This is a genomic window from Nocardiopsis lambiniae (assembly GCF_031845465.1).
Classification (GTDB): domain Bacteria; phylum Actinomycetota; class Actinomycetes; order Streptosporangiales; family Streptosporangiaceae; genus Nocardiopsis; species Nocardiopsis lambiniae.
Window position 1 is genome coordinate 270,291 of sequence record NZ_JAVREP010000004.1, and the last position, 23,382, is coordinate 293,672.

1 protein-coding gene is annotated in these 23,382 nt (G+C 75.2%); it reads left to right on the top strand.

Annotated elements, in window-relative coordinates; genetic code table 11:
• Complete coding sequence (locus tag RM479_RS08930) at positions 1-23,376, top strand: ADP-ribosyltransferase (protein ID WP_311511248.1); 23,376 nt, start codon at positions 1-3, stop codon at positions 23,374-23,376.
• Positions 23,377-23,382 lie beyond the last annotated feature (6 nt).

Below are 23,382 nucleotides of genomic sequence, written 5' to 3' on the forward strand. Positions count from 1 at the left end.
GTGAAGGACCCGAAAGAGTCGGAGGGCGTTACCGACACCCACGGCACGGTTCCCGGGTCCGGCCTCCTGGCCTTCCCCGTGACCGAGAGCGGTCCGGCGGGGCGCGCTCCCTCCGTTTCCGCCCCCTCGGGCGGACCGGCCCCGGCCACCGTGCGCACCGACCCGCAGGCACCCCCGTCCGGGGAGGGCGCACCCGGGACCGCGCCCCCGGAGACGGACGGCGGGGAGGCCGCCCCCGCCGGCGACCCCGCGGACGCACGCGCCGAACGCGCCGCCGACCTGGTCGCGCAGGCCCGACAGCACCTGGGCGACGGGGACGTCGCCCGGGCGCGGACGGTGAGCGCGGACATCCAGGACCTGCTCTCCCCCCGGCCCGACGACGGCGCCCCGCAGAACCCCTCCGTGCGCAGGGCCCGCACCCTGGCGCTCGGGCTGGTCTTCACCCTGTCCGACCCGGCGGACCGGCGGGCTCCCGCCGACCGGGACGCCTTCTCGGCGGACAGGGCCGAGGACGCCGCCACCCTCCTGGGGGGCGTCGAACGCAACCTCCGGGACCGCCACGACGCGGCGCGCGCCCGGCTCTGGCTCCCGGGCGGCAGCCTGACCACGCAGTACGTCCGCGACACCCTGCCCGCCGCCCCTCCGACGGGCGCGCCGGAGAACGGCGGGGCGCCGGTACCGGGCACCGGGGACGTCCCACCCGCCGCAGCGGCCACGACGCCCGACACCACCGGTGGCACGCCGGTCACCACGCAAAGCGCGGACACGGACGCGCCTGCGCCGCCCGACGCAGGCCCCGGACGCACGGCGGACGGCGCATCCGACACCCCCGGAAAGGCGGGCACCGACCCCACCGCCTCCGGAACCGACCCGAGCGCCGACGCCCGCGCCGCGTCGGTCCTGAGCCGCCTGCCCGAACTCACCCGGGCCCTCGCGGACAACGACATCCCCGGGGCCCGGGCGCTGGGCGCCGAGTTCTGGAGGCTGCTGCGACCCGCCGGCGGCCCGGCCCCGGAGAACCGCTCCGTCCGCGAGGCGCGCACGCTCGCGCAGGCACTGGTGTACGTCGTCTCCGACCCGTCCGACCGGCGCGTCCCCCTGAGCGGCGCGTCCATCCCTCCCGAACGCGTCCGGGACGCCGAGGTCCTGGCCCGCGGCATCGGCCGCCACCTCCGGGACCGCCACGACCCGGTCCGCGCCCGGCTCTGGCTGCCCGGCGGGCGGCTCACGACGGACTACGTCCGCTACGCGATGCAGGACCCCGCGGACCGGGGACCCTCCCCCTACGGCGCGCCGGTCACGGCGACGACCGTCAACATGGCGCTGGTGGACGGCGGCGGAGGCGCATCGGCCCCGGGGGGACGGTCCGGGGAGTCGTCGGCGCCGGGCCGGACCGAGGAGCCCGGATCGCGCGCGACGGAGGGGGACACCGGGAACTCCCCGTCCCCGCTCTCCCCCTCCGAGGCCGCGACCGTGGCGGAGCGGGCCCGCGCGACGGCGGAGAACGCCCTGGGCCTGGCACGCGGGGCCGCGGAGCGGGTGTCCGCGGCGGCCCGGACCGCGACCGACACCACCACCGACACCGCGGACGCCGTGACCGCCGCCGAACAGGCCGCCCGGGCCCGCGAGGACACCGCCCGCGCGGCCGGGGCGGCGCGGGACGCGGCCCGGATGGCGGCCGAGGCCGCCCGGGGGACCGCCGCCGCCCTCGGAGACGCTGAGCGGGCGGTCCGCGAGGCGGACCCGGGGACGGACGCCCGCCGCACCGCCACTGAGGACGAGACAGCGGCGCGCGCCCGCCACGAGGAGACGCAGCGGCGGCGGGACGAGGCGGAGCGCCACGCGCGGGACGCCGAGACCGCGCTGCGCGAGGCCACCGACGCCGCGGACGACGCCCTCACCACCGCCTCCGAACGCGCCCGCACCGACGCCGAGCAGTACGCGGCCAGGGCGGGCCGCGCGGCCGACGGAGCGGCCCACGCCCTGCGCGTCACACGCGAGGCCGCGGACCGGGCGACCCGGGCGACCCGGGAGGTCGTCGACGCCGCCGACACCGCGACCGCCGTGACCGCCGCGGAACAGGCCCTCCAAGCGCGGGACGCCGCCTCCACCGGGGCCGAGTCGGCGCGGCTGGCCGCGAACCAGGCGCAGGCGTTCGCGCAGCGTGCGTCCGATTCGGTCGCACTCGCGGAGCGGATCACCCGCGTGGCCACCCCCGGCACCGACGCCCACCGCGCCGCCGCCGGCAACGGGACCGCGGCGCGCGACCACCGCGAGCAGGCGGACCGGCACCGGGACGAGGCGGAGACACGCGTGGGCGAGGCGACCACCGCGCGCCACTCCTCCACCACCGCGACCGTCGACGCGCTGGCCGCCGCGGTGGACCGGGCCGCGTTCGACTCCGCGGGGACCCGTATGGCGGCCGACGAGGCCTACCGCCGGTCCGGGATCGCGGAGAACCGGCGCGCACGGGTGGAGGAGGCCGTCCGCGCGGCGGCACAGGCCGACGCCGCGCGACCCCGGCGTTTGCAGGACGTCCAGGACGCGGCCCGCCGGCTCACCGACGCCGTCCGCGAGACCCGGGAGGCGGCCGATGCCGCGGGGCGAGCGCGCACCACCGCGGAGGCCTCGGCCGATCCCGGGCGCGTCGCCGGCACCACCGCCGCCCTCGACTCCCTCGTCAGAGTGGCCACCGAACTGCGCAACTCCGAGGTGGAGACGCATCCGGACGCCGCGCGGCTCACGGCCGACCTCATGCGGACCAACTGGGTGATGGGCGGCGCGCGCCGCCTGGTCGGGGACACCGGGAACGCGCTCGCCGACGCGCGGCGGTACGCGCAGAACACCGAGGACTCGGCCGACCGCGCCGAGGCGCTGCTCCCCGGCGACCTCCCGTCCGCCTCCCGGCTGCACGAGAAGACGGACACGCGCTACGACCTGGAATACCTCGTCACCTCGCGGCTGAGCGGACCCGACCGCCTGTTCACCCGAGCCGCGCACCAGGCGGTCGCGGACATCGTCCGCGACCGGATCACCGACCCGCCCGCCGACCTCACGCGGTTGGTCGACACGGCCCTGAGCGACGTGGCCCACGAGCACGGGATGCTCGTCTTCTTCGCCCCCGGGGGACGGGAGATCACCGTCACCGACCCAGGCACCGGCACCGGCACCGACGGGGCCGACGCCCCCCGGTCCTGGACCGTCCGCGTCGCCCTGGCCTCGGAGGACCCCGGCGGGTACCGGCACCTGGACGTCGAGCACCGGGAGTCGGGAGCGCCCCTGGAGTCCCGGGAGGAGGAGCGCAGCCACTCCACCACCACCGGGGGCACCTCGTCCTACGACCCGCGCCGCATCCTCGCGGCGCGCTTCACGGGAAGTCCCCTGCTGCTGGGCGACGTCAGCGGGTCCGCGGCGGGCCCGTGGGTGACGGTGGGCGGCAGTTTCTCCCGCGGGCAGCGGGCCGCGTCCCAGGGAGGGACGACCGAGGCCGCCTCCAAGATCGAGTACACGACCTTCGCCAAGCCCGAGTTCTACGCCAACGACCTGCGGGTGTGGGCCGAGGTGACCGCGGGGCCGGAAGGGGCCGGGGCGGCCGACGACGGCGGGAGCCATACCGGGAGCGACACCGGGGAGGCTCCTCCGCCCGCAGTCGGGTTCCCGATCGGCTCCTCCGTGGTCCGCGACGGCATGGTGTTCACCCTGGCGGGCGAGGTCCAGGGGCGGCCCGACGAGATGCCCCGGCACATCGACCTCGCCCCGGGCGCCGGCGAGGGGACCGGCCCGGGGCGCCGGCCCCGCGACCTCGGCCCGGTGGGCGGCCTGCCCATCGCCGTCCACAGCGTCACGCCGAACACCCCGGCCGGGAGCGGCCCCGCGCACACCGAGCTGGGCTCCTGGGTCGCCGACTACCTCGTCTCCGACACCTACCGGCTGAACAGGGAGGTGAGCAGCGAGAACGCCGCCGTCCAATGGATGAAGGACGTCACCGGGCCGGGAACCGGCCAGGACATCGCGCAGTGGAAGCACGAGATCCGGGAGGTCCTCAACAACGACTCCTTCCAGGAGTACCTCCCCCATCTGGACCGGGGTCCGATCACCGTGAGCGTCTCCCACCCCCGCCTGGGCGAGGTGATGATGGAGTTCTCCGCGACGCCGCGCGACTACCGGATCAAGGACCACAGCCCCCTGATCGACGACGCGACCTTCAAGGAGAGCATCAAGGACGAGACCAGCCTCACCCAGAGCCGGAACACGAGCTTCACCCTGACCGGGGGAACCGGTTTCGGCCTGGTGGCCGAACTCCCCTCCGGCGGCACGCTCCGTGTCAACGCACCCCACGTGGAGGCCACCTGGTGGCAGTCGCTCTCCTCGGAGAGCCACAACACCTCCGGATCGGGAGAGCACCGCTCCCTGGGCCGCTACGTCTCCTCCACGGAGAAGTTCGCCGCCTACCAGGCCACCCACGACCTGTCCGTCCACGTCCAGGGTGAGGCGGCGCCCCACCGCTTCACGGTCACCGGCGTGGAACTTCTCCCCGGCGAGACCGCGGGCCGGCTGGACCGGGCCGCGCGGAACGAGGAGGCGGCCGACGGCGGGGGCGACGCCGGGCGGCGCCCGCCCTTCCCGCACCTGGAGTCCGACAACCCCGTGCACTTCCGCGGCTCCCACTTCCTGGGCCTGGAGTGGAGCGGACCCGCCCCCCGGGACGCGGGCGAGGGCGAACCGGCGGTCGACCGGGACGCCGACGACACCGGGGACGACGGGGGCTCGGAGACCTCCCGGGCACCGGCGCCGCCGGTCACGTCGGACGACCGGCGCGGCGTACTGGAGCGGTACCTGGACGACGTGTTGGCCGGGATCGCACGCGAGCACCCGGGCCTGGTCATCCCTGAACTCGCCCGCGACCGGGACACCTACGCGCACAGGCCCGGACGGGAGGGGTCCTCCTACTTCGAGCGTTCCTTCCGCGAGCACTGGGGGTTCCGCCGCTCCTACGACACCGCCTACAAGAACACGATGCTGGTGCGCGACACCATCCAGGGCATCCGGGGGACGGACGACCTGGAAAGGCTCGCCCGCCCCGGGGAGGGCCTGCCCCTCCGGCTCCGGGAGTCGGCGACGGTCGACCCGACCCTGATGGCGAAGCTGAAGGAGTTCTTCCGCCCGGACACGGTCACCGTCCGGCTGCACGCGCAGTTCGGCCGGCTGTCCCACGACGGGACGAGCACGGCGGAGACCGGCCTGCGGGTGCGCGGAACCGCTTCGACCTCCACCGAGTCCGCGACGGGGAGCGCCTTCACCCTCGCCGTCTCCGCGGGTTCGGGCATGGTGCGCTCGGCCGAAGGCGACGCCCGCGGGTTCGCGCGGCTGCTCGGCGGGTTCATGGCCTCGGTGGGCTACAACCGGGTCAACCACTTCGACGCCGCCTACGGCCTGGAGCACAAGTCCGACGCCCGCCTGTTCTTCCCCGAGGGCTCGGACCGGTGGAACGGCGAAGTGACCCTCGGCGCCCGCCTGCACGACTACGACGCCGACGAACAGGCCTACGGCACCGACCAGGGCACGGAACTGCTGGACCGGCCCGTCAAGGCGACCTACTCCCTGATCACGGCCACCACCGTCGGAGACAACCTGGCCTCCCCGGAACCGGCACCGGACCGGGCCGACGAGGAGCAGGCGGCGCTGTCCCCCGAAGAGGCGCGGGAGATGCTCGACCCCCGCCCGGGGCGCCGCGACCCCGCCGAGGAGGACACCGCGGAGACCGGGGACGGGACCGGCACCACCCGCGAGGAGACGGCGCCGGAGACCGGGACCACACCGCCCGAGGAGACCGGGGAGACCTCCGAGGCGGAGGGCGAGAGCCCGGCCGCCCCGGAGACCGACAACACGCGCGTCCTGCTGGACCACGGCGCGATCATCGAGCACGTCAACCCCCTGCTCCAGGAGACCGGCGACACGGGATCGGGGCCGGGCCGCGGCCTCCTGCGCCGCACCCTCGACGCGTTCTCCCGCCCGCGCCGGTTCTGGTCCGATGGGGGGAGGATGAAGCTGTCCGCCTTCCTGGACGGCGTCGGCGGCGCGACCCTGCTGTCCAACCTCATGTCCCCCACCGCGGTCGCCTCCGATCCCGCGTCCTTCTCGGAATCGGGCCGCCGCAGGCGGATCGAGGTGCCCGGCACCTGGCTGTCCCCCAACGACATGCGGGCTACCGGGGTCACCAGGGTCACGGTCGGCGAGATCACCGACCTGCGGCAGACCAGGGCGCAGGTCACCGTCCAGTCCGAGACCTCATCGACCGCGTCCGCCGCGGTCACCAGGATCGGCGGCTTCTTCGCAAGGTTCACGGGCTTCGCCGGCGGGACCACCAACACCATCGAGGAGGGCGGGGCCGACTCCGGCGTCGACCGGTCCTCCGCCAACGGCATCGTCCCCATGGCCGGCCCCTCCCACAACCGGAGCCTCTTCCGCCGGGGCGAGACCACCGACTCGGGCGTCTCCTCCGCCTCGGGGCTCCTCCTGCTGCCCAGGTCCGCGGCCGTCTACGCCTTCACCGCCGCGGGCACGATCGCGCAGGCGTGGGAGTTCAAGAAGCACCGCGGACTCAACTTCCCCAACTGGTGGACCCACAGGTACACCGGTTGGAAGACCCGCGTCGACGACCTCGTCTCCGGCTACATCACCGCCCGCGACGCCGAACAGGCCGGCATCATCACCGACGCCGTCACCCACGGCGACGACGGCACCCCCGCGCCCGCCACCCAGACCAACCCCGCGCCACCGCCCCACGCCCGCGTCCGCACCGGATTCGACAGCGCGGGCCGCCAGGCCCTGCCCGTCGACCCCGCCCGCGCCGTGGACACGTTGGAGACGCACCTGCGCACGCACGGTCTCACCCTCAGCCGCGGAGGCAAGGAACGCCTGCTCGTGACCCTGTCCGAGCAGTTGGGGACCGCCACGGACGCGCTTCCCCCGATCCCCGTGAACGTGGTGTCGACGGACCGCAACGCCCACTTCTCCAAGCCCGCCCGGGTCCTGGTGGACCTGACCAGGACCGCCCCCCGGGTCGACTACGTCACCTCCGCCGCCGCCACCGTCGAGACCCACTCCTGGCAGGCCGAGAACTCGCACCAGGACTCCCGCGAGAGTTCCAGCACCACGGGGTGGAACTTCGCCCCCTGGCAGACCAGCGGTAAGAACGGCGGCAGCGACCCCCCGCCGGACAGCAGCCTCTTCCTCACCTCGCCCTTCGCGGGGGCCGACAGGACCCAGAACGAGTCCCAGGGGCGTTCCTCGTCCTCGGAGACCACCCACACCATCGTGATGGAGTCCTCCGGCCCCTACGTGAAGGTCTCCCAGGACGCCTCCCTCACCCTGACCATCGAGGTGGACGGCGACGGACTGGTGCCCACCGCGGGGATCCGGCAGGGCGGGAAGTCCCCGTACCTGGAGTACAAGCCGCCGATCAGGGAAACGGTGACGGTGGACGGCGGGCGGATCCGCACCTTCCACCTGGGTTCGTCGCTCGACTTCACCCCGCCGGCGGCACCCGCCGCGGCCATGGACGCCGTGCCCGCGCCGCCCGCCGCCACACCCCGCGCGGGCGACACGCTCGCGGACGCCGTCACCACCGCCACCGGCGAGCTGACCCCGCCCCCGGCAGCCCTGCGCGACGCGATCATCATGCCCACCGCCGTCCACGGACCCGACCTGCGCGACACCGCGCTGCGCACCGTCGCCGCATCGCTCGGCTGGAGGCCCCCCGCCACCCCCGCCTTCGGCCCCACCCCCACCGCCGAACAGCTCGGTGAGCTCAGGGAGCACCACCGGAAGGCGACCGACGACGCCCGCCGCCACATCGCCGACCACCTCGAACTCGACGCCCGCTACACCCCCATCGACAACTCCCTCAACCCCGTCTCCCTCAAGGGCCTCCTCTCGCACAACCTCGGCCGCCCCTCCGGGACCGACATCCTGCGGATCGGGCGCACCCGGTGGCGCGCCGCCGCCACCCCCGACTTCACCGGCGCCCGCATCATCACCGCCCGTCCCGACGCCCGGCTCGTCCACAAGGAGGCCGAGGGACAGAGCGTCTCCCACAGCCGCTCCCAGGGCGGCGGCACCAACACCACCACGGCGTTCCGACCCACCGGCCACCACACCGTCGACGCTGGCAACAGCGACCGGAACGCGTTCCTGACCGGTTCCGGGGACGGCACGGCGCGCACGATCAAGCGCGAATCGCCCACCGCCAACAGCCTGGCCACGGGCGAGCCCTCCGACATGGAGCGCCAGCGCCTCGGCACCGCCTACCTGGTGGAGTTCGACACCACCTGGACCATCGGCGCACGCACCGACGAGAAGGCGTTCTTCGGCGGCACCACCCCGCGTCAGTTCACCTCCCACCACACGAACAGGACCAGCGCCTGGATCTCCCAGAGCGACGCCATCGCCCTGGGCGTCCTCACCCCCGAACAGGCCACCGCCGCCGACGCCCCCATCACCGCCGAGTACAACGCCTCCAAGGCCATGGGCGACGCCGAGGCCGCCTACACCGAGCAGCGCGCCAAACTCCCCGCCCTGGTCAAGGCTTACCTGGACGCCCACACGGCCCACGCCGCCGCTGCCACGCCCGCGAACCGCACCGCCCTCGACGCCGCCCGCACCGCCTACGAGGCCCAGGACGCCGTCTACCGGACCGCCCTGGGCACCTACAACGACGCCATCGCCGCCTGGACCACCGCGGCCAACGCCACCCGCACGCACCTGGACGGCATGACACCTCCCGGTGCCCCGCCGGCCCCGGCGCCCCGCACCACCTCCAGCGCGCCCCTGGGCGACCAGCTCCGCCCCGTGTTCGGCCTCGGGCCCAGGGAGACCTCGGCCACGACCGACGGGGGCGGCACGACGACGGAACCGGGATCGCGCGCTCCGGCCCCGGTCCCCGCGGTCGAGGCGTCCGGTTCCGGCACCACCTCCGGCCCGGTCGTGTTCGCCCTGACCGACATCACCGGGGAGGTGCGGGACCCGGACGAGGACGCGGCCGGGATGAGCGGCGCCCAACTCGACTCCCTCGCCCGCGGACTGGGGCTGACCGACACCGACGACACGGCGGCATCCGGGTCCGGGACCATCCGCCGCCTGCCCACCGGAGCCGACACCGACCGCTACGGCGACCTCCTGCACGACCCCGGTTACAACCCCAACGCCTTCGACGCGCAGCCCACCGCGACCCAGGACGCGGTCGCCGCCTACACCCGGTCCGCCTGGCTGAACCGCATCGCACGGATGAGTCCGCTGAACGAGGCGACGGTGCAGGCCGAGCTGGACCGGATCCGGGACGAGAGCCGGTCCTACCCCGGCTGGCAGGTCTACGAGATCGGCGGCGGCCGGTGGCCCGACCTGGCGCGGCTGGAGGAGGCCGCGGAGCAGGGCGACCTCAGCCCCGAGCAGGAGGGGATCGTCCGCCGCGTCCTCGACAGCCGGTACCCGCAGGCGGCACTGGACAACCTCTACGAACGCTCCGGCCGCGCGGGCCGGATCGCCGAGTCCCTCGCCCTGCGCGGGGAAACGGCCCACTTCCCCGACTCCTCCGAGGTGCTGGCGCTGATCCGGCGCCTGGACCGCGCCACCGGGCAGCCCTTCCCCGAGGGTTTCGAGGCCGTGCACGGCATGTACCAGCACCAGCACCTGCTGGGCGAGGGCAGCACCGACGCCCGCAGCCTCGCGGGGACCACGCACGTGGAACAGGGGTACTTCTCGGTCTCCCTCGGTACCGTTCCGTCCGCGGCCGGCGGCTCCCCCATCGACCTGATGCGGCTGACCGTGCCGGAGAGCGCCCGGGGCCTGTGGGTCGGCGACCGGAGCGAACACCCCGGCGAGCGCGAGGTGATCCTCACCCGGGGGACCCGCTACCGGATCAACACGGTCGAGCCCTGGGGTCGCGGCCACCTGTTCCACGCCGAGATCCTGCCCCCCGCGCACGGCGCCGACGGGCCCGCCGCGCAGGCCCCGACCGGGGCCGGCGAGGCGCTGGACCGCATCGACCGGGCCTTGGCCGCGGACGACACGGCAGCGGCCCTGGCCGGGATACGCGGGGCGGCGGAACGCTTCGCCGCGGACCTGGCCTCCATCCCCCGGGACGCCGACGGCCCCGGCCGGAGCGCGGCGATCGACCGCTTCGAAGGGCTGCGGAACGCGGTCGAGCGGTTGGCGGACCGGGCCGCGGAGATCGCCGACGCCGCCCCGGAGGCGGTCGCCGTCACGGTCGCCCTGGCCGCGGACCTCGCCGCCGCCGCGGAGGGCGTCGCGGCACGCGGCGCGGCCGACGCCCGGACGGCCCGGGACGCGGTGCCCGAGCCGCCCGAGGTGGACCCCGAGGACCCGGGCCGGATCACCGACGCCGCACGGGAGCGCGACACGGCGCTCACGCGGGTCACGGACGCCGCCGCCGCGCGCGACGACGCCGAACGCGCCGCCCGCATCGCCTACGAGGCCGCCGACACCGCCGCCCGCACCGCACGGACCGCCGAGGACGGGGGCGGGCCCCGGGTCGGGGAGGCGCGCGCGGACGCGGAGGCGGCGGACGCCCGGCGCCGCGCCGCGATCACGGCCGCCGAGGACGCGGCCGACCGGCACGAGACCCTCACGCGCAGCGTCAACATAGCCGCGAACATCGCCGTCGGTATCGCCCTGGACGACGTGGCCGACGCCCGCGGCGACGCCGCCGCGACGACGGCCGCCCTCGACCGGGCGCGGTCCCTCGCGGACCTGACCGCCCCGGGCTCCGCGGCACGCGCGAAGCTGAACATGCGCATGACCATGATGGGGCTCTCCGCCCCCGGCTCCGACGGCCCCGTCGTGTTCGCCGTGACCGACACCGCCGGGGAGGTGCGGGACCCGGACGGGGACGGCTCCGGGATGAGCGGCGCCGACCTCGACTCCCTCGCCCACGGTCTGGGGCTGACCGACACCGACGACACGGCGGCGCCGGTCGAAGTACACGAGGCCGCCGAGCGGCTGTCCGCCGAGGCCGCGGACCTGGCCGCCATCCTCCGGGACGCCGGCGGTCCCGGCCGGACCGCCGCGATCGACCGCCTCGAACAGCTCGGGGACGAGGTCGAACGGCTCGCGGACCGGGCCTCCGCGATGGCCGGCACCTCCCCGGAGGCGGTCGGCACAGCGGTCGGCCTGGCCGCGGACCTCGCCGCCGCCGCGCAGAACGCCGCGGCACGCGGCGCGGCCGACGCCCGGACGGCCCGGGACTCGGTACCCGAACCGCCCGCGTGGCCCCCCACCGACCTGGACGGGATCACCGACGCCGCACGGGAGCGGGATTCCGCGGTCGCACGGGTCACGGACGCCGACACCGCGCGCGACGACGCCGAACGCGCCGCCCGCATCGCTTACGAGGCCGCCGACACCGCCGCCCGCACCGCACGGACCGCCGAGGACCGGGGCCGCGCCGAGCAGGCGCGCGCGGCGGCGAAGGCGTCCGACGCCGAACGGCGCGTCGCGGTCACCGCCGCACAGGACGCGGCCGACCGGCAGGAGGCCCTCGCACACGCCGTCGACACGGCCGCGGCGGCCGGAGTCGGCACCGCCCTCGACGAGGCGTCCACGGCCCGCGGCAACGCCCGCGACGCCGCGGCGGCCGTGGAACACGGCCGGGACGAGGCCGTCACGGCGGCCGTGGACGCGACCGACGCGCGGAACCGCGTGGGAGAGGCCCTGGCGTCGGGTGACCGGGACGCGGCCGTCACCGAGGCGGTGCGGTCCCTGCGTGAGGCCGGCACCGCCCGGGCGGCGAGGGACGCGGTGGTCGGGCAGGCGGGGATCGCCGAACGGGAGTCCGACGCGGCGAGGGCCGCCCTCGACCGGGCGCGGTCCATCGCCGACCTGACCTCGCCGGACTCCGCGGCACGCACGGACCTGGGCACGCGCGCGGCACCGCCCTCCGACCCGGCCGACGCGGGCCGGCCCGCGGCCGATGCCCGGACCCGGGCCGACGCGGCGGTGCACACGGCGGAGGTGGCCTCCCGCGAGGCCCTCTCCCTGCCCCTGGACTCCGTGCGCCTGCACGGCCGTGCGGCCCGGGAGGCCGCGGAGCAGGCCGTGCGGAGCGCCGACACCCTGGTCACCGACGCGCGACGGCAGCAGGAGGAGGCCGCCGCGGCAGCCCGGACCGCCCGCGCGGCGCTGGGCCGGACACGCGCCGCGGGAGACGGGGCCGGGGCCCGCGCCGCCCGGGACGAAGCCGCCACCGCGGCTGACCGCGCGCAGGACCTGGCCCGCGGGGCCCGCGCGGCGCTCACCGACGCCCGTGCCGCCCTGACCGCGTCCTCCGACCTGTACGACTCCGCGATCGACGCGGCGCGCGCGGACGCGGACGCGGTGCGGCGGATCGCCGCTCTCGCCCCGGGCAGCACGGCGGCGGCCGAGACCGCCTACCGCACGCACACCGCGGTCCACGCCGTAGAGGCGCGGATGGAAGCCGACGTGGACCGCCTGGAGCGCGCCGAAGAGGGCCTGCATCAGGCGGAGGAGGCCGTCCGCCGGATCGAGGAGCTGGCCGCGCAAGCGCGCAGGGCCGCCGACGACGCCCGCGAACAGGCCGAGCACCCGCGCGTGTACCCGGGGACGGTGCGCAGGGACGGGTCCGCCGACACCTACGACCTGGACTACCTGGTCCGGTCGCGGATCATCGGCCCGGACCGCCTCTACACCGAACGCGTGCCCGAGGTGGTCGGCCACCTGATCACCGCCCAGGCACCCGACATGCCCGCGGACCTGCACGCGAACGTGGCCGCGCGGATCGACCACATCGCCCGCGAACACGGGATGGCGGTCTTCTTCTCCCCCGAGGGCGTCGACGTGACGGTCACCGACGGCACCGGGGACGACGCCCGCACCTGGACGGTCCGCGTCGCCCTGGAGTCGGCCGAACCCGACGGGTACCGCCACCTCGCCCTGCCCCACCGCGAGGCCGGGGCACCGCTGGAGTCGCGGGAGGAGGAACGCTCCCACTCCGCGAAGACGAGTGGGACCTCCACCCACGACCCGCGCCGGGGCATCGGCGGGCGGTTCACCGCGAGCCCCCTGCTCCTGGGGGACGTCACCGGCAGTTTCGCGGCCGGTCCCTGGCTGACCGCCGGAGGCGGCTACGCGGGGGGCCGGCGCGGCGCGTCCTTCGGGGGGAGCGAGCAGGTGGGCTCCGACCTGGAGTACACGACCTTCAGCCCGCCCGAGGTCTACCTGGGCGACCTGCGCGTCCGGGTGAAGGTCACCGAGAACGCCGACGGGGAGCCGGACACCGGCGCCGCTCCCGAGGGCGCTCCTCCCTCGGACCCGGGCGACGGGTTCCAGAGCGGTGTGGTCGAGAACGGTGTGGCGCTCGTGCTGGCGGGCGAGGTGAAGGCGAGACCGGACGGGACCCCCGACCGCATCGACCTGAGGGCCGACCGCCCCGGCGGCGACGGCGCGCACGCGCGGACTCCGAACCGTCCGGTCGGCGCCCTCCCGATCTCGGTCACCTCGGTCACCCCGCGCGGGGACGGCGCGGGCGGGCACCGCGAGCTGGGCTCCTGGCTCGCCGAGTACCTCGTCTCCCGGGACTACGCCCCGCATCGCACGGCCATGGACTCCTTCGCCCTGAGGCTGATGAGGAAGAGCACCGAGGCGAGGATCCGCGAGTGGCAGGCGGAGATCCGGGCCTTCTTCGACAACGACTCGGTCCAGGAGTACCTCCCCTTCCTGGGTTCGGCGCCGATGACCGTCAGCGTGACGCACCCGGTCCTGGGGGAGGTCATGCTGCGGCTGTCCTCGACCCCCGACAGGTACACCGCCAAGGCGCACACCCCCCTGATGGACGACGCGACCCTGAAGCACACCGTCGAGACGAGCACGGCTCTGGGGGTGAGCCGCAACAGCGGCTTCACCGCGACCGTGGGAGGCGGCTTCGGCGTCCTCATCCCGCTGTCCACCGGCGGGTCCATCCGCCTCAACATGCCCCACCTGGAGTACACCTACTGGCGGTCGCTGTCCTCCCAGGCCGAATCCGGCTCCGAGGCCGGGCACAACCGCTCGCTCGCGCGCTATGTGTCGGACACCGAGACGTTCACCGCGTTCGACTCCGAGAGCACCCTGTCGGTGCAGGTCCAAGGGGAGACGACGGCCCACGAGTTCGACGCGCGCGCCGTGGAGATCCTCCCGGGAGAGGGCTCCGCCGCCCTCCAACGCGCGGTCTCGGGCGAGGAGGCCCACGAGGGCGCCGACGCCGGACGGACCCCGCCCCTCCCCCACCTGCGCGGCACCCGCGTCACGGACTTCTCCGGCACCCACCACGACACGCTCACCCGGGTCCCCCGCCCCGAAGGAGGGGAGACCGCCGCACCACCGGGTGAGGCCCCGGCGGGCGCCGACCCCCGGGACGCGTCGGCGGCCGACGACGACCGCGGCGTCCTGGAGGAGATCACGGACCGCGTCCTGGCGGGTATCGCGCGCGAGCACCCGGGCCTGGTCATCCCCGAACTGGCCCGCGACCAGCGCACCTACGCCCGCAGACCGGGCCGGGAGAACGCCCCCTACTTCGAACGGTCCTTCCGCGAGCACTGGGGGCTGCGCCGCGACTACCGGACCGCCTACCAGAACACGATCGACGTGGCGAACACGGTGCGCGACGCCATGCACAACAGCAACCGTGACAGGCTCGCCTCCTCCGAGGGCCTGACCGTCGTGCTCAGGGAGACCGCGAGCATCGACCCATCGCTCATGGTGAAGAATCCCGAGTTCCTGCGCCCCGACGTGCTGACCCTGTCCCTGAAGGCGGACTTCTCCGGGCTGTCGCACCAGGGGACGACGACCGCCGAGACCGGGCTGCGCACGGGGGGAGACTCGACCCTGGCGGCGGAGTCGGGCCGGGGGTCGTCGCACACCCTCACCCTGTCCGCGGGATCGGGCATGATGCGCTCGGCCGAATCGGACGCCCGGGGAGCGGCCCGGCTGCTCGGCGGCCTCATGGCCTCCCTCGGGCTGAGCCGGTTGAACCACGGGGAGGCCGCCCACGGCGTCTCCCACAGCTCGAACCAGCGGTTCATCTTCCCGGGAGGCTCGGACCGATGGGGCGGCACGGTCGACTTCACCGCCCGGCTGCACACGCAGGAGCCGTCCCTGTCGGGTCGGCCGGACGGCGGTGTGGACCTGCTCGGAGAAGCGGTCCGGGCCCGCTACTCCCTGATCACCCCCAAGGACACGGCGCAGGTCCCGCTGCGCGGGGGAGAGGCGAAACCGGCCGGCGACCTCCCCTTCACCGCGCAGGACGCCCGCGCCCTCATCGACCCGCGGCCCGAGGACCTCGCCGTGCCCGACCCGGCGGACGCGGACGGACGCAGGGCGCGGGCGGTGATCGAGAACGGCGCGACCATCGAACGGGTCTCGCTCGCCGTGCCCGGAGGCGACGCCACCCGTTCCTCCGGCGGGGTGCTCCGGCGGGCCTTCGAGGCCTTCACGGACCAGCGCCCGGTGTCGGACGGCCGCAGGGGCAAGCTGCGGGGGTTCCTGGACACGGTCGGAGGGCGGCACTTCTTCACCGACTTCCTCTCCCCCGTCTCCCTGGCCACGGACCCGGCCACCTTCTCGCCCTCCGGGCACCGGGGCCGCGTCGACCTGGGCGGCACGTGGCGCTCCCCGAACGACATGCGCGCCACCGGGGCCACCTCCGTGCAGCCCGAGCGGATCGTGGACGTACACGCGGTCAAGGCCCAGTTGGCGGTGGCGGGTGACACCACCTCCACCGCCTCCGCGGGGGAGCTGAAGCTGACCAGCGCCACCCTCGGGGCCACGGGCTTCGCCGGGGGGACCAGCAACACCATCGAGGAGGGCGGGGCCGCCTCCGGCGCCGACCGGTCCACCGCCGACGGCATCGTCCCCATGGCCGGACCCTCCCACAACTGGAACTTCTTCCGCCGCGGCGAGATCACGGACTCCGGCGTCTCCTCAACCTCGGGGCTGTTCCTGCTGTCCAAGGCGGCGACGGTCTACACGTTCCGGATGGCCGGGACGATCTCCCAGGCCTGGGAGTTCAAGAAGCACCGCGGGCTCAACCTCCCCCAGTGGTGGTCCCACAAGTACGCCGGATGGAAGACCCGCGTCGACGACCTCCTCTCCGGCATCATCACCGCCCGCGACGCCGAACAGGCCGGCATCTTCACCGACGCCGTCACCCACGGCGAGGACGGCACCCCCGCGCCCGCCACCCAGCCCAACCCCACACCACCGCCCCACGCCCGCGTCCGCACCGGATTCGACGGCGCGGGACAGCAGCGGCGGCCGGCGGACCCGACCGCCGCGATCCGCGAGCTGGAGGTGCGGCTCCGGGAGCAGGGGCTCAAGCTGACCCGGGGCGGCCGGGAACGGCTCCTCGCCCACCTGACCCGCCGCCTGGGCAGCGCGCCGGGGGCGCTCCCGCCGGTCCCGGTCAAGGTGGTCCGGGCCGCCGGGACCTCGCGTTTCCTCCACCGGTCCAGGCCCGCACGGGTGCTGGTGGAGCTGAACAGGACCAACCCCCGGGTCGACTACGTCACCTCCGCCGTGGCCACCGTCGAGACCCACTCCTGGCAGACCGAGTCGGCTCAGGCCGAGTCGCGGGGGTCGGGCCACACGTCCGGGGCGGCCTTCATCCCGTGGCATCCCAGCGGCGAGAACGGCGGGAGCGGCCGACCGCCCGAGAGCCACTTCGTCTACGCCTCTCCCGCCGCGGGGGCCACCGCCCACCGTTCGACCACGGAGACCGACGCCTCCACGGAGGAGCGGACCCACACCGTCGTCATGGAGTCGTCCGGCCCCTACGCCAGGGTCACGCACGACACGTCCCTCACCCTGACCCTGGAGACCGGGGGGCGGCCCCCGGTGCGGGCGCACGCCGACAGCGGCGCCGTCCAGACGTTCCACCTGGGTTCGTCGCTGGACTTCACCGCACCCGCGGCGCCCGCCGCACCGCTGGACACGGTGCCCGCGCCGCCCACCGCCACGGCCCGCGCGGGCGACACCCTCGCGAGCGCCGTCACCACCGCCACCAGCGAGTTGGCCCCGCCACCGGCCGCCCTGCGCGACGCCGTCATCATGCCCACCGCCGTCCACGGACCCGACCCGCGCGACACCGCCGTGCGCACCGTCGCCGCGTCCCTCGGCTGGAAACCGCCCGCCGCCCCCGACTTCGGGGAGAGCCCGACCACCGAGCAGCTCGACCGGCTCGGGGAACACCACAAGAAGGCGACCGGCGACGCCCGCCGCCACATCGCCGAACAGCTCAAGCTCGACTCCCGCTACACCCCCATCGACAACACCCTCAACCCCGTCGCCCTCAAGGGACTCTTCTCCAGGGCCGTGGGCCAGAGCACGGGCGTCGACATCCTGCGGATCGGGCGCACCCGATGGCGTGTCGCCGCCACCCCCGACTTCACCGGCGCCCGCGTCCTCACCGCCCGCCCCGACGCCCGGCTCGTCCACAAGGAGGCCGAGGGACAGAGCGTCTCCCACAGCCGCTCCCAGGGCGGTGCCACCTCCGCGACCGCGGCCTTCCGCCCCACCGGCCACCACACCGTCGACGCCGACGACAGCGACCGGACCGCTTTCCTCACCGGCTCCGGGGACGCCGCGACCCGCACGATCAAGCGCGAATCGCCCACCGCCAACAGCCTGGCCACGGGCGAGCCCTCCGACATGGAGCGCCAACGGCTCGGCACCGCCTACCTGGTGGAGTTCGACACCACCTGGACCATCGGCGCCCGGTCCGAGAACACGACCCCCTTCGGTCCGACGGTCCAGCAGTTCACGGCCGATCACACGAACAAGACCAGCGCCTGGATCTCCCAGAGCGACGCCATCGCCCTGGGCATCATCACCCCCGAACAGGCCACCGCGGCGGACGCGCCGATCACCGCCGAGTACGACGCCGCGAAGACCATGGCCGACGCCGAGGCCGCCTACACCGAGCAGCGCGCCAAACTCCCCGCCCTGGTGGACGCCTACCTCGACGCCCACGCGGCCCACGCCGCCGACCCCACACCCGCGAACCGCACCGCCCTCGACGCCGCCCGCACCGCCTACGAGACCCAGAACACCGCCTACCGGGCCGCCCTGGACACCTACAACACCGCCGTCACCGCCTGGACCAGCGCGGCCAACGCCACCGCCGCCCACCTCGCCGGTATCACCCGTTCCGACGCCCCGCCACCGCCGCCGCCCGGACCCGCGACCGGCGCACCCCTGAGCGACCGGATGGAGCGGGAGTTGGGGGCGCGCCCCGCGACCGCCTCGCTCCTGGACACGTTCCACAGCGCCCTCAACACGCAGCCCCCGCCCGTCCCGAGCGGACCGGTGGCCGGGGAGGGGTCCTCCGACCCGGCCGGGCCGCCCCCGCGGCCGGTTACCACCCGGTCGGCGCCCGAGCCGGACACCGGCGACGAGATCACCGTGTTCCTGATGGAGTCGACGGAGCAGGACCCGGCCGAGGAGGACGGACACCTCCCGGAGCCGACGTGGACCCGCGAGCAGGAGGACGGGATGGCCGACCTCCTGGGGCTGGAGGACCCGGCCGCCCGTGCCGCGGAGCTCGATGACCCGGGCACCAACCCGCACACCTTCGACGCGCTGCCCCGGGACCAGCGCGAGGCCGTCGTCGCGCAGGCGGCCACCGGCTGGCTCTCGTCCCTCACCTGGATCCCCTCGCTGGACACCGCCTCCGTCCGGAGCAGGCTGGAGGACCTGACGTACGACGCGGGCGACAACGCCAGCGGAGACGACCCCAACGGCTGGCCGCTGTACGAGAGGAACGGGAACCGGTGGCCGACGCTCACCGAGATCCGGGAGATCCACTCCGACGGCGGGTCCACCCACACCTTCAACTCGCTCGTCGACGACATCTTCAAGGCGCCCGACCCCGGCCGGCGGCTGCGCCACTGGTACGACAACGCGGACGAGGCCGGAGCCCTGGCCAAGGCCAACGGCGGCACCTACCCGACGGCCGACGAGGTCCTGGACACCCTGCGCACCCTGGACGCCGCGACCGACCGACCGCTTCCCGGGGCGGTGGAGGTGACCTTCGCGCCGGGCGGGGACGAAGGCCTGCACGGGCTCGCCGGATACGTCGAGGGCGACCCCTCCTCGCTGGTCGGCACCGAGCAGCGGGAGGCGGGGTACCTGCGCACCTCCCTGGACCGCCCACAGGCGACCGGAGGCGACGGCGAAGGGACGGCCCTGGTCCGCCTGACCGTCCCCGAGGGCGGGCGGGGCCTGTGGGTCGGCGACAGGGCGGGCGCCTCCGACCCGTACACGCTGCTCCTCCCCCGCGGCACCGGCTACCGCGTCACCGGCGTCACGGAGTCGGACGGGATCGTGGAGATCACCGCCGTGGCCCTGCCCCCGCGACCGCGACCGGTGGCCGCGCCCCCGGAGGAGCCCGCCGCCGTCCACGACGACACGGACCACGAGGGCGACGGCACCGGAGACGGCGCGGAATCGGACGCCCCGATCCCGGACGCGGGCACCGACGGCAGGGGCACCCTCGACGAGGACGGCATCCGCCGCTTCGACGCGCCCGGGCAGATCGACGAGCAGGACCGGTGGCTCCAGGACCCGGCGAACAACCCGCACGCCTTCGACACCCTGACACCCGAACAGCAGGGGATGGTCGACGCCTACACCAGGTCGGCCTGGGTCACCCGTGTCGCCCGCGTCCGGCCCTTCCTGCCCCAGACCGTCGCGCGCCGGCTGATGGAGTGGCGCTCGCGGTCCCGGTCGGAGGCGGCCGACCCCGACACGGCGCGGACGGCCCACGGCTGGGACCTGTACGAGGCCAACGGGCTGACCTGGCCGTCCGTGGAACGGCTGCGGCAGATCGCGGCCTCCCCTCAGCCGCTGCCCTCGCGGACCCGGGGGCTCATCCGGTACGTCCTCGACGCCCCCGACCCCCGCGCCGAACTCGACCACTGGTACCACAACGCCGGATACGCGGGGGTCATCGCCCGGCTCAACGGCGGCGTCTACCCCGACGCCACCGCGACCAGGCGGCTGTTCCGCCTCCTGGACGGCGCGGTCGACCGCCCGCTGCCCGAGGGCATGGCCGTGTCCCGCGGCATGCAGACGATCGACCACCTCCTGCGCACGACCGGGGGCACGGACCCCCGCAGGCTGGTGGGCACCGTCCACACCGAGCCCGGCTACATGTCCACCACCCTGGGCGACTCCCCGTTCAAGACGGACGTGGACGGATTCCCCTTCCTGCTGCGCCTGGACGTGCCCCAGGGGAGCCGCGGCCTCTGGATCGGCACACGCAGCCACGACCCGGAGCAGATGGAGCTCACCCTCGGCCGCGGAACCACGTACCGCATCACCGGGGTCGAGGACAGGATCGACCCCGAATCCGGCGGCCCGCAGACCGTGGTCACGGCGACCGTGGTCCCCCTGCCGCGGGCGGTGCCCGACCTCTTCTCGGAGGGGAGCGCGGGCGAGGACGGCGTCCGCAGGTTCTGGAACGCGGAGGAGGCCCACTGGTACGGCCACCGACTCCACGACCCGGCGCACCACCCGTACGCCGTCAACGCGCTCCCCCGGGCACAGCACGACCTCGCCCGTGCCCTCAGCGCGCTCGCGGACGGGTACGACCTCACCCGGACGGGCCCGGACGGCGCCCGCGCACTGCTGGACTCCCTGCGCGCGGCGAGCCGGGTCACCCCGGCCTCCACCCCGGCGGAGCGACAGCGGCTCCTCGGGTGGGAGCTGTACGAGGCGAACGGGTTCACCTGGCCGTCCCCCGAGCAGTTGCTCCGGCTCCTCCCCGTGGAGCAGGGGCGCAACCCCGCTCGGGCCCGGTTCATCACCGACATCCTCCGGCACGGCCCCCAGGAGGCCGCCCGCAGGCTGGGCCGGCTGTACACGACGGCCGGGGACGCCGGAACCCTGGCCCGCGCGAACGGGGGCGCCTACCCCTCGCCCGAGAGGCTGCGGGACATGCTGGCCCTCTACGAGCAGGTCGTCCGCCGTCCCCTGCCGGAGGCGGTGGAGACCACCTGGTACCTGGACCACGCGTCCGCGCCGGCACGGCTGCGCGGATTCGACCCGCGCGATCCCTCCGCGCTGACCGGGACCGAGCAGGCCACCCGGGGCTACACCGCGGTCGCGCTCAACCCGCGGCCGACCGGCAGGGGCGACGGGTCGGCCGCGGTCGTCCGGCTCGTCCTGCCGGCGGGGGCGCACGGCCTCTGGCTGGGCGACGCGGGCACCCACCCCCAGAACCAGGAGATCGTCCTCCCGCCGGGGACCGCGTTCCGGATCGACTCGGTGGACACGTCCGGCGACCGCCCCGTGATCACCGCGCGGGTGCACGCGCCGACGGGCGAGGCCGCCCCACCCGCGGTGGTGAGTGCGCCGCCCGCCTCCGCCGGAGCAGCGGTCGACGGGATGAACGACACCGCCACCGGTCCGGACACGCCCGTCACCGGGAGCGGACCCGGCGACGGGCGGGGGTACGTCGACGGGAACGGGATCCGGAGGTTCCGCACCGAGGAGGAACTCGACGCCTACGACCGGTGGCTCCACGACCCGGCCCACAACCCGCACGCCTTCAACGCCCTGGGCCCGGAGCACCGGGACCGGATCATCGGCTACACGATCGAGGGCTGGCTCAACACCGTGGCCCGCGCTTCCATGAGCGCGGACCGGGTGGCGATCGTGCTGGACCTGATGCGCCAGGACACCGTCGCGGCCTTCGAGACCCACCCCATGGGCTCGCGCGGCTGGGAGCTGTACGAGATGAACGACCTCGCGTGGCCGACCCTGGACCGGCTGCGGGAACTCCTGGCCCAGGGGCGCGTTCCGGAGAGGGCCGAGGGCTTCGTCCGGTACATCCTGGACGCGCAGGACCCGCAGGAGGAACTCGACCACTGGTACGTGCACGCCGGTGAGGCCGGGGAGATCGCCAGGTCGAGCGGAGACGCGTTCCCGACCCCGGAACGCGCGCTCGAACACCTCCGAATCCTGACAGAGGCCATCGACAGGCCCCTGCCCGAGGGGATCGAGGTGATCCGCGGCCTGGAGGAACTGGACCACATCGAGGGCTTCGACGGCAGGGACCCCTACTCCCTCGTGGGCACCGTCCACACCGAGCGCGGGTTCATGTCCACGTCGCTGGGCAACGCGTTGGCCGGGGTCACGGCCAGGTACACCCACGCGCTGCACCTGGTCCTCCCCCGCGGCTCCCGGGGGATGTGGATCGGTTCGGAGAGCAGGTACCCCGGCGAGCGCGAGCTGATCCTCCCCCCGGGTACGACCTACCGGATCACCCGGGCGGGCTGGGGCGGCTCCCAGGGGCTGGACGGCCTGTACATCGAGGCCGAGGTGCTGGTCCCGCAGCGGCCCACGACCGTTCCGGCCACCGCGCGGCAGGCCGAGGACGCCTCGGACGTCCAGGTGTTCACCGTGCGGACCGACACGGACACCACCGTCACCGGCCCCGGCGCACCCGTCCTGGACGGTGGCGCCGAAGCCTTCATGACCGCGCTCCTGGGGCTGGACACCACCGCCGGCGCAGGTGTCACGGCCGCCGCGGTCCCCCCGGAGACCGTCGCGGAGGATCCCGCCGGCCCCCGGGAGGCCGGGACGCGGGCCGCCGGCCCGGACCTGCCCGACGACCGCCCCGGACGGGTCGACCCCGACGGCGTGCGCCGGTTCGCCACCGACGACGACGGCGCGGGGTACGGGAGGCTCGTCCTCGGCGGACGGTTCCCGTCCCTGACCCCGGAACAGCAGAACTCCGCTCGGGCCTACACGAAGAACGCGCAGTTCTACAACGACTTCTCCCGGCACGACGGCCCCGAGAGCGAGGTCCTGCGGCTCAGCGGGCACCGGTTCTTCGGCGCGTGGGTCGAGAAGTGGTTCGGCGGGCACACCCCGACCCGGGAGAACGCCGAGGAGACCTGGGGCCTCCTGCGCGAGGGGATGGACCTGCTCGACCGGGCGATGGAACCGATCCCCGAGACGGTCGAGGTCCGGCGCTCGGTGTTCGGTGTGGGCTTCATGGCCCCGCCGGGGCGCCCCTTCCACGACCCCACGGACCTGATCGGCACGGAGTTCGTCGAACGGGGGTTCCTCTCCGGGTCGCTGGGGATCGAGACCGTGAACCGGACCACCGCCTACCGGTTCCACCTGGCCGTGCCCGCGGGGCACCCCGCCCTGTGGATCGGCGACGACAGCGTGCACCGGTCCGAGCGGGAACTCCTCCTGCCGCGCGGAACACGCTTCGGGATCGACGACGCGCTCCAGGACCCCGAGACCGGGCAGTGGGTTCTGCGGGTCACCGTGTTCCCGTTCGCCCCGGCACCGTGACGGAGG